The organism is Legionella sp. (assembly GCF_049790535.1).
GTDB lineage: Bacteria > Pseudomonadota > Gammaproteobacteria > Legionellales > Legionellaceae > Legionella.
Genome location: NZ_JBAQZB010000058.1, coordinates 1 through 9,799, shown reverse-complemented (window position 1 = coordinate 9,799; position 9,799 = coordinate 1). Strand labels below are relative to the sequence as shown.

Genomic DNA, 9,799 nt, shown 5'->3' with positions numbered 1-9,799 from the left:
CTTTAGCTGTGTCCCTGCATGCTCCTAACGATGAATTACGTAATGAGCTAGTGCCCATTAATAAAAAATATCCTTTGCTGCAGTTGATGACTTTATGTAAAACTTATTTTAAAGATGAGCCTAGAAGAAAAGTGACTTTTGAATATGTGATGCTAAAAGGGATTAATGACCAGCCTGAACACGCCAGTCAATTAATCAAGCTATTACGTAATATTCCTGCAAAAGTGAATTTAATTCCTTTCAACCCCTTTCCAATGACGCACTATCAGCGTTCTTCTCAAGAAGCAATTGATGCATTTAGAGATAAATTGATTGCTCATGGAATTAACACCATCACCCGTAAAACCCGTGGAGATGATATTGATGCTGCTTGTGGACAACTGGCTGGTGAAGTTAAAGATAGAACTAGTCGTTCGCAGAGATGGCAAAAATTGCATTTTATTCCTAAAGTTGTTGATGGTTTCGAACAAGAAGAGTTAGTTTAAGCAGAATATAAGAGCTTTGGATATAGACTAAGTATTCCCTAGCACACTTTTCTTAGTTAATTAACTACAAAACATTTTTAATTTATCTATAAGTGGTTATAATGCCGAATCATTTCTAATCGTTAATGTGAACTCTGTGTTAAAAACATGTTATCTCTTATTCATTTTGACTTGTTTATTAATGCAAGCATGTACACATAATGAAGAAGGTGAACAACAAAATTTAAAAAAACCGGATCTTAGTAAGGCTGCTTCATATAATGTTCAATTAGGATTAGGTTATTTAAAACAAGGCGATAGGCCTAGAGCAAAAAAGAAATTACTCACAGCCTTGGAGCAAGAGCCAAAATCACCTGATGTTAATTCAGCAATGGCTTATTATCTTGAGCAGACCAATGAACTTGAACCTGCTAAAAAATATTATTTAAAAGCATTATCATTCGCATCCAATGGAGGAGCACAACTTAATAATTATGGAGCTTTCTTATGCCGTCAAGACGATTACAAAAAAGCAGAACATTATTTTTTACGCGCAGCTAATGATTTACACTATGTACACACAGCAGGAGCCTATGAAAATGCAGGTCTCTGTGCTTTGTCTGTCCCTAATACAGCTAAAGCTAGACTTTATTTTACAAAAGCATTAAATCAAGACCCCATAAGAAAAGTTTCTTTTTATGAACTAATTAAAATAGAGATTAAAGAGGGACGTAATGTAGAAGCTTATACATTGCTGCGAAAATACCCTAATTTAGTTTTAAACGATAGGATATTGTTATCTTTGGCTAAGGAAATTTCAGTGAAAGTGGGTCAGTACAATGTGGCTGTAGAATATGAAAATAATATCAAAAATATTGAGCCAAATCTCGATAATGGTGGAGCAAATAATGAGTACAACAACTACGCTTGATGAGAATGCACTTATTCAAGAAATTAATCCTGGATTACAACTTGCTAGTATACGTGAACAAAGAGGATACACTATTGAGTTTGTTGCCAATAAGTTACACTTAAGGGCTCGTGTTATTGAATTACTTGAAAATAATGAGTTTAATTCACTACCAGGACCTGTGTTTATTAAAGGTTATTTACGGGCTTATGCTAAATTATTGGATGTAGCTCCAGAGCCTTATTTATCAGTTTTTAACGAACACTATGTTTCTGAGAAAAAACCCGAGCGAGCTGCTTTATGGCAACAAAGTAAACGTGAACAAAATAAGGCTGAATATGTTATTCGCTGGTTTACTATTTTATTTGCATTGGGAGTTATGGTTGCCGTGGGTATTTGGTGGCAAAAAAATCAAGAGAGTCAACAACAGGTATTTTCAGAAAAAAAAATGGACCACGATCCAACAACTGAAGTTAGGTTGACTGACATATCTAAAATGAAATCTTTGTTAAATCCTAGACCGGAAATGTCACCATTGGAGAAAATAGGTGGTTGATAGAATTCAAGCAATACGTGGCATGAATGATATTTTACCTGATAAAACCCCATTATGGCATTATATTGAACAAACAATCATTCATTGCTTAACAAGCTATGGCTACCAAGAAATTCGCTTTCCTATTATTGAGAGTACTCAATTATTTAAACGAACTATTGGAGAAGTAACTGATATAGTCGAAAAGGAAATGTATACCTTTAACGATTTAAATGGTGAGAGCATCACCCTTAGACCTGAGGGTACTGCAGGCTGTGTCCGTGCATGTCTAGAACATGGTTTATTATACAACCAGCAACAGAAGTTGTGGTATTTAGGTGCAATGTTTCGTCACGAACGACCTCAAAAAGGTCGCTATAGACAATTCACGCAATTGGGTGTTGAGGCATTTGGAATGCCTGGGGTAGAAATTGAGCTTGAATTAATTTCCATTTGCCGTAAGTTCTGGACTCAATTAGGTTTTGCTGATTTAGTGCAGTTGCAGGTAAATACCCTAGGGAAGTTATCTGAGCGCCAAGACTATAGAAATATTCTGATTGAATACTTCAATGATCATGTCGATCAACTTGATGAGGACAGTAAAAAAAGATTAACTAGAAATCCATTACGAATTTTAGATAGCAAAAATCCTGAAATGCAGCAATTGCTAGCCAATGCTCCAAAACTAATTGATGTGCTTGAAGGACAGAGTCGTGATCATTTTCATCGTTTTTGCGCTGGGTTGGATGCATTACAGATTCCTTACGTTGTTAATCCCGTTTTAGTTCGTGGATTAGATTATTATGGACATACTGTTTTTGAGTGGGTTACAGATCATCTAGGTAGCCAAGCAACAATTTGTGCCGGCGGTCGTTATGATGTATTGGTTGAGCAATTAGGTGGCAACGCTACCCCTGCAGCAGGGTTTGCATTGGGTTTAGAGCGTATATTTCTTCTAATGGATACTTTAAATGTTTGGCCCCAAGAGAATGAGAACAACGCTTTATTTGTTATCGCTATAACTGAAGAGGCTATAGTTAAAGGTTTATTAATTGCTGAATCAATTCGTAATGCGTACCCAGCAATAGAAGTTATAGTAAATACTGGTGGTGGGAGTTTTAAAAGTCAATTTAAAAAAGCTGATAAAAGTGGAGCGCGCCTAGCTTTAGTTTTGGGTGAGGATGAGTTAACTAATGATAATATTAGCATTAAAGACTTACGTAATGGAACGGATCAGATTATAGTAAAGCAAACTGAGATCAATCGGTTTTTACATGATTATTTAACCTAAGTAGAATTTGTAATCAGGGTTATGAGTTTAGTTGAAAGTTCAGGGGAGTGTTATGTCAGTTTATATGACGGAAGAGGAACAATTGGATTTGATTAAAAAATGGTGGAGGCGTAATGGTACGTTGATTACTCTTGCATTGTCGCTAATCATTTTTGCTGTTGCTGGCTATCGATATCTAACATGGCATCAAGATAAATTGACACAGCAAGCTTCTGTAGCTTATGAACAAATGATGCTGGCTGTATCGAATCATAATGAAAACATCGTTAAATCTTATGCTAATCAATTAATCCAAGAGCACGAGAAAACTGTTTATGCGGATGTGGCGCATATGACCCTCGCTAAAGTTTATGTTTCTGAAAATAAACTAGAGAATGCTCAGAATGAATTAAAAATTGTGGCTGATAAAAGTAAAATGCTCTCTTTGAGGCAAATTGCAAAAATTCGTATTGCACGGATATTACTTGCTGAAAAATCGTATACGAATGCATTAAATGAACTAAGTAGCATCGTGGATGCTACTTACCTGCCAGTTATTAACGAATTAAAAGGTGATATTTATGGTGCTACAGGCCAGTATCAGGAAGCAATGAATTCTTATAAACAAGCCATTACAGAAGTTAAAACCAATGGGATGGGTAATTCATTTTTAGAAATGAAAACTAACGAAATCGCCGAGAAAAACCAATCGCTGAATTCTGATGATAAAAAGGTACAATCAACATAAGGTTTGTTGATAGATATGAGGTTTGAGTTTGATGAAAATTAAATTAATTATTTTAGCTCTTTGTGTTGTAGTGCAAGGATGCTCAAAAATTGATGATTACATGTTAGGTAAAGATAATTCGCCAAAACCCAAAAAACTTACAGAGATTCCAGAAAAAGTTAAGGTGGTACAAAACTGGTCTATAGCTGTTGGTAAGTCTTCAAAAAACAGCGAATATTTGCGCTTAAAACCCGTAATACAGGGTGGCATTATTTATACTGCTGATGCAAGTGGATTAGTTCAAGCCGTTAAAAAAAATGATGGTCAAATTAAATGGTCCACACAATTAAAACATCGCCTTGTTAGTGGTCCTGCTCTAGCAAATGGGTACATTGCTGTGGGAACCAGTAACTCAGCATTAATTCTATTAAATCAGACGAACGGAAAAAAATTATGGCAAAATAAAGTTTCCGGGGAAATTTTATCTCCACCCGCAATCGCCTATGATAAAGTTATTGCTAAAACTATTGATGGAAAGGTCTTCGCTTTTAATGCTGCAGATGGAAAACAAATGTGGATCTCGGAGCATGGCTCCCCAAGTTTAGTTTTAAAAGCAAGTTCTTCTCCCATAGTTATAGGAAACTTGGTTTTAATTGGGTTTTCCGATGGCAAGATGGACGCTATTGACATCAATTCAGGGCGCTTGGTTTGGCAGAGAAGTATCGCGTATGCATCAGGATCTAGTGATGTAGAACGATTAGTTGATATTGATGCTGATCCAATTGCTGAGGGTGATGTAGTCTATTTAGGAAGTTATCAAGGCTATATTGGTGCCTTATCTTTATCTAACGGACAATTTATCTGGCGAAAACGAGGTTCTGTTTATAAAAATATGCTGTCTGCCGGCAATACTTTATATGTTAGTGACAGTCACGATGTGATATGGTCTATTAATAAGCGTAATGGGCAAGTGAACTGGAAGCAAAAAGTGTTAAAAGCTCGTGGATTAACTGAACCTGCACTGATTGGTAATGAGCTGGTTGTAGGGGATAAAGCAGGCTATCTGCATTTTATTAATTCTCGAAGTGGAGAGCTACTAGGACGCTTTAAAGCGTCGAGTGGAGTAAGTACTTCACCAAGCGTGGTAGGAAAAACACTTTATGTGTTAACGGATAACGGAATGCTTAATCAACTGTCTGTGAGTTAATAATGATCCCTGTGATTGTACTGGTTGGGCGGCCCAATGTAGGTAAGTCTACTTTATTTAATAGATTGACCAAAACGCAAGATGCGCTTGTTGCTGATTTTCCTGGGTTAACGCGCGATAGACAATACGGTCAAGCCCAGCATAATAATAAACTTTATATCGTAGTTGATACGGGCGGTATTGGGGTTGATGATATTGCTGTTGACAATTTAATGTCGAAACAATCTGCGATCGCCTTAAATGAAGCGGATATCATTCTTTTTTTGGTTGATGGACGTTCAGGACTCACAGGAATCGACGAAAATATTGCGGCTAACCTAAGAAAATTAAATAAAAAAGTTTACCTTATTGTCAATAAAGCAGAAGGCTTAGATGATGATGTTGTGTGTGCGGATTTTCAATCATTAGGTATCCCTGAAATCCATTCTATTTCATCGTCCCATGGTAGTGGCATTCATTCTTTGTTGGATGCTGTATTGGTTCCATATGCACCATTATCAGATGAAGTTGTCGAGGATAATGTAATTAAAATAGCCTTTGCAGGTCGCCCTAATGTAGGTAAGTCTACTCTGATTAATCGTATTTTAGGTGAGGAACGCGTAGTTGTTTATGACATGCCTGGTACCACCCGTGACAGTATTGCAATTCCTTTCCTCCGAGAGGAGCAACGGTATATTTTAATCGATACAGCAGGAGTACGAAGAAAATCACGTATTGATGAAAAAATAGAAAAATTTTCTGTAATCAAGACGTTGCAGGCAATTAAAGAATCAAATGTCTGTTTACAACTGCTCGATGCGAATGAAGGAATAACTGATCAGGACATGAATTTACTTGGTTTTATTATTGAGTCTGGGAAAGCTTTAGTTATTGCCGTAAATAAATGGGATGGGCTTGATGAAGAGCATAAAGAAAACATAAAAAACGAATTATCAAGAAGGTTACATTTTGCAAATTTTGCAAAAATTAGATTTATTTCTGCTTTACATGGTAGTGGTGTAGGAACCTTATTTAAAGACATCAATGAAGCCTATGCTTCAGCCATACAATCATTTTCTACACCAAAATTAACTCGTTTACTACAGGATATTAGCACAAAACATACACCACCCTGTGTGAATGGGCGCCGCATTAAACTCAGATATGCTCATCTTGGTGGACATAACCCTCCTGTAATTGTTATTCACGGTAATCAACTTGCGGATCTTCCCGATAGCTATAAACGTTATTTAAACAATGAATTTACGAAGCACTTGGGATTGGTTGGCACTCCTTTGAAAATAGAGTTTAAGGGAGGGTCAAATCCTTTTGCTGAGAAAAAAAATAAGTTGTCTGAACGTCAAGTGAATAAGAAGAGACGATTAATGAATTGGGCTAAAAGGAAGAAAGCTAAAAGAGCTAAGGATTAAACAGGCTCTTAGGAAGTCATGGGGCGGTCAACTGATTGAAGATCTCTTATAAAAAACTCAGATAAAACACATGGTGTGAATTAATTTTAATTTGGACTCGAGTTCCTCTTCTTTAGGGTGAATATAACCTTCTGGTAAAATATTGATTTTTAAAAGCTGTGTATATGGCTTGCTTATATACTAAACTCCTCAGTCTGAATGAACAACAAGGTCTGTCTCAAGTTTTCTTTGCAAAGAGCTATTTGAAAAACATTACAAACTAAATCAGAATTCATATTTTATCCAACTACTTTCAATGATGGAACCACCATGAGCAGATGGAGTTTATTGCTTAAAGTCGCAAAATTAATACATCACAAGGAGCATGGTTAACAGTAGCGTGAGCAGTGCTACCTAAAAAAGAATGCAAGCCGGAGGTTGAACGACTACCAATAATAATAAGTTCACAATTAAGTTCCTTAACTTTATTAAAAATATGCTCTTTAACGGAACCGATATCAACAAATTGCTGTTCAGGTGGGATGTGGAAATTTTCACCAATTAGGGATAAAACAGTTTGTGCATCGTCTTTGGCAGGGTTTGCCAATTCTGTAAATCCTAATCCTTGAGCTAATTGGAAGCTTGCTGGTAATTCAATTACATGCAACAAATACAATTTAGCATGAAATTGCTTAGCTATTTCAACAGCTTTTTTAGTAAGATGATTATGTTCATTAAGCAGATCCGTTGCAAATAAAATATTAGTATACATGGTATCCCTCACGATAAACCTGTTTATTATTCTGAAGTGTAGTAGATTATAGTCGCGGTGTGTTAGTTTTGTTGTTTCTATACCCCTTAATTGTAGTATTTAGCTCTTTTAAAGGAATTAAAACAAAATCCCTTGATAAAATATGGGGATGAGGGGTGATAAGCTTTTTTGTACGAATAGTTCGATTACCATAAAACAGAATATCAATATCAATTATACGAGGACCCCAACGTTTTTTACGCATACGACCTTGCTGTTTTTCAATTTTTTGGCATGCACTTAGTAATTGCAAGGGTGATAATATAGTAACAATTTCAATAACTGCATTACAAAAATCTTGTTGGTTTAAGAGTCCCCACGGCTTGGTCCAGTGAAAATTTGAGATTTTTGTAATTGAAGTGGCATTTAAAGAGCGAATCGCGTGGATGGCTCTTCTAAGCTGACGTTGTGGAGATTTTTGATTGGAACCGAGTGCAAGATAGCAAACATTCATTTATTAACTTTTTCTTTTTTTCGGGATCTAGGTTTTGAGGGGTTAGAGCTACTAAGTTGCGAAACCATTTGTGCACGCACTTCTTCGTTTACTTCTTGAAAAGTAGTCCACCATTGAGCCAGTTCCATTGATTCATCACTAGCAAGTGCTCGTAAGGCCATAAAATCATAAGCCGCTCTAAAGCGAGGATGCTGCAATAAATTAAATGCGCGTCCACCTAATCGTTTAGGAAAACGGTATTGTAATAGCCACATCTCTCTAATAATTTGGGTGTATCGTTTGGGAATAGAAATAATTTTATTTTGTGTAGTAATAACTAAAGACATTGCTTTTTCAACAGAAGGTAAAGGCTCCATTCCCAAGGCTTGTAGTTGTTTTGATTGTTCAAGCATAGGAAACCATAAAATGACAGCAAACACAAATGCGGGAGTAACTGGCTTTTGATCATGAATGCGTGTATCTGTATTTTCCAGGGCAATTGCTAATAAATTATTTACAGGATAGTGACTGTTTAAAAGAGCAGCGGTTTGTGGATATAAATGATGAAATAATCCATATTGCATCAATAATTTCTGTACTGTTTCTGCATTACCACATTGATATAATTTAGTCATCTCATCAAATAAACGTGAGTTAGAAACATGAGTAATCAGATGGCTAATTTCTGGAAAGGGCGCTTCAGTTTCTGGCGCTAGATTAAAATGTAGTTTGGCACTAAAGCGTATGGCACGGAGCATGCGTACCGGGTCTTCCTGATAACGTGTTACTGGATCGCCAATTATGCGAATAAGTTTATCTTGAATATCTCTAAAACCACCAGTGAAATCAATGATGGTTGAATCGGTAATATTGTAGTAGAGTGAATTAATCGTAAAGTCGCGTCTCCATGCATCTTCATCTAAAGAACCAAAGGCGTTGTCACGCACTAACATACCGCGCTCATTGGTTTGTTGATTTTCATCAACGGCAGCATGACTACGAAAAGTAGCTACTTCAATAACTTCACGGTGAAAAAGGATGTGAACCAGTTTAAAACGACGCCCGATAATACGTCCATTTCTAAATAAGCTTTTAATTTGATTGGGTGTAGCATTGGTTGCTACATCGAAATCTTTAGGAGCTTTATGAAGTAATAAGTCTCTTACACTACCACCAACGATGTATGCCTGAAAACCGCCGCAAATTAAACGGTTAAGCACTTTTAATGCGTTGTTGCTAACGTTTGTTTTAGAGATAGAATGTTTATTCCTTGGAATAATATGAGCTGTATCAATAGGACAGGAATGCGCTCTGTTTCTTTTTAATAGCTTTTTGATGAACTTAATGATTATACTTTCTCACACGTTGATTCAATACGAGCTAATTATAACTAAGCAAATTCATAAAGTGAATCATTTGTATTTAATAATATTGACTTTATAAACAATTACTGCAAGTTTCCCTCTTAATAAAGTTGTTTTTTAAATCAAAAATTGGATTAAGGCTACACTATAGGATTATACTGCAAATTAAAAAAGACACCCTGATTTTTACTAACTGCGAACTGTTAAGTTGATGGGGAAATTAAAGTTGAAAGGAGGGTTGGATGGAGTTTTTAGACATTACTGTCAGCTTAATTGTTTTAACCCTATTGGAAATTGTTTTAGGGATTGATAATCTGATTATTCTTTCTATTTTGACTGAAAAATTACCCGTTCATCAAAGAAAGAAAGCAAGAAGGTGGGGGCTTACTTTTTCCTGGGTTACTCGTTTGCTTTTACTGTCTTTAGCAGTAAATATGATTAAATTGATTAATCCTTTGGTAACAATTAGTGAGTTATCATTTTCAGCACGTGATTTTTTTCTTATACTTGGCGGAGTTTTTTTAATTTGGAAGGCTACAGATGAAATTCATCGGAATGTGACTGAAGATGCTGGAGAATCCACTAAGAACAAATTGATCACTTTTAAAGCATCCTTTAAAATAGTAGTTTTGCAGGTGGCATTGCTGGATATAATATTTTCTTTAGACAGTGTATTAACTGCTGTAGGAT

10 protein-coding genes and 1 pseudogene are annotated in these 9,799 nt (G+C 36.0%); 8 read left to right on the top strand and 3 right to left on the bottom strand.

Features of this window, described 5'->3' with window-relative positions; genetic code table 11:
- The 7 genes and pseudogenes from WA877_RS03170 to der all read left to right on the top strand — a co-directional run.
- A pseudogene (locus WA877_RS03170) lies at positions 1-485 on the top strand (bifunctional tRNA (adenosine(37)-C2)-methyltransferase TrmG/ribosomal RNA large subunit methyltransferase RlmN); the annotation flags it as partial.
- Between the two features lie 136 nt (positions 486-621).
- On the top strand, positions 622-1,395 hold the full coding sequence (pilW, locus tag WA877_RS03165; RefSeq protein WP_425169482.1) for a type IV pilus biogenesis/stability protein PilW: 774 nt from the start codon (positions 622-624) through the stop codon (positions 1,393-1,395).
- Positions 1,373-1,930, top strand: a complete 558-nt coding sequence (locus WA877_RS03160) for a helix-turn-helix domain-containing protein (RefSeq protein WP_425169481.1) — start codon at positions 1,373-1,375, stop codon at positions 1,928-1,930. The genes pilW and WA877_RS03160 overlap by 23 nt, the downstream gene beginning before the upstream one ends.
- Complete coding sequence (gene hisS / locus WA877_RS03155; RefSeq protein WP_425169480.1) at positions 1,923-3,200, top strand: histidine--tRNA ligase; 1,278 nt, start codon at positions 1,923-1,925, stop codon at positions 3,198-3,200. Before WA877_RS03160 ends, hisS begins: the two co-directional genes overlap by 8 nt.
- A 52-nt stretch (positions 3,201-3,252) precedes the next feature.
- Entirely contained in the window at positions 3,253-3,927 is a 675-nt protein-coding gene (locus WA877_RS03150; RefSeq protein WP_425169479.1) for a YfgM family protein, read from the top strand.
- A 31-nt stretch (positions 3,928-3,958) separates the two neighbouring features.
- Positions 3,959-5,113, top strand: coding sequence for an outer membrane protein assembly factor BamB (gene bamB, locus WA877_RS03145; protein WP_425169478.1), 1,155 nt, complete (start codon positions 3,959-3,961; stop codon positions 5,111-5,113).
- A 2-nt stretch (positions 5,114-5,115) separates the two neighbouring features.
- Positions 5,116-6,522 carry a ribosome biogenesis GTPase Der gene (gene der / locus WA877_RS03140; protein WP_425169477.1) on the top strand — a complete coding sequence of 469 codons (1,407 nt, stop codon included), beginning with the start codon at positions 5,116-5,118 and terminating at the stop codon, positions 6,520-6,522.
- Positions 6,523-6,853: 331 nt separating this feature from the next.
- Here the strand turns inward: der and WA877_RS03135 are convergent, their stop codons facing one another.
- The 3 genes from WA877_RS03135 to pcnB are packed head-to-tail and all read right to left on the bottom strand — an operon-like array spanning position 6,854 to position 9,040.
- Entirely contained in the window at positions 6,854-7,273 is a 420-nt protein-coding gene (locus WA877_RS03135) for a universal stress protein (RefSeq protein ID WP_425169476.1), read from the bottom strand.
- Positions 7,274-7,319: 46 nt separating this feature from the next.
- The gene (folK, locus tag WA877_RS03130) at positions 7,320-7,766 is read right to left on the bottom strand and encodes a 2-amino-4-hydroxy-6-hydroxymethyldihydropteridine diphosphokinase (RefSeq protein WP_425169475.1); all 447 of its coding nucleotides are present in this window, start codon (positions 7,764-7,766) and stop codon (positions 7,320-7,322) included.
- Entirely contained in the window at positions 7,763-9,040 is a 1,278-nt protein-coding gene (pcnB, locus tag WA877_RS03125; RefSeq protein WP_425169483.1) for a polynucleotide adenylyltransferase PcnB, read from the bottom strand. The genes folK and pcnB overlap by 4 nt, the downstream gene beginning before the upstream one ends.
- 311 nt (positions 9,041-9,351) lie before the next feature.
- Between pcnB and WA877_RS03120 the strand changes: the two genes are divergently transcribed.
- Positions 9,352-9,799: TerC family protein (locus WA877_RS03120; RefSeq protein ID WP_425169474.1), on the top strand; the 448-nt coding region annotated here is incomplete at its 3' end.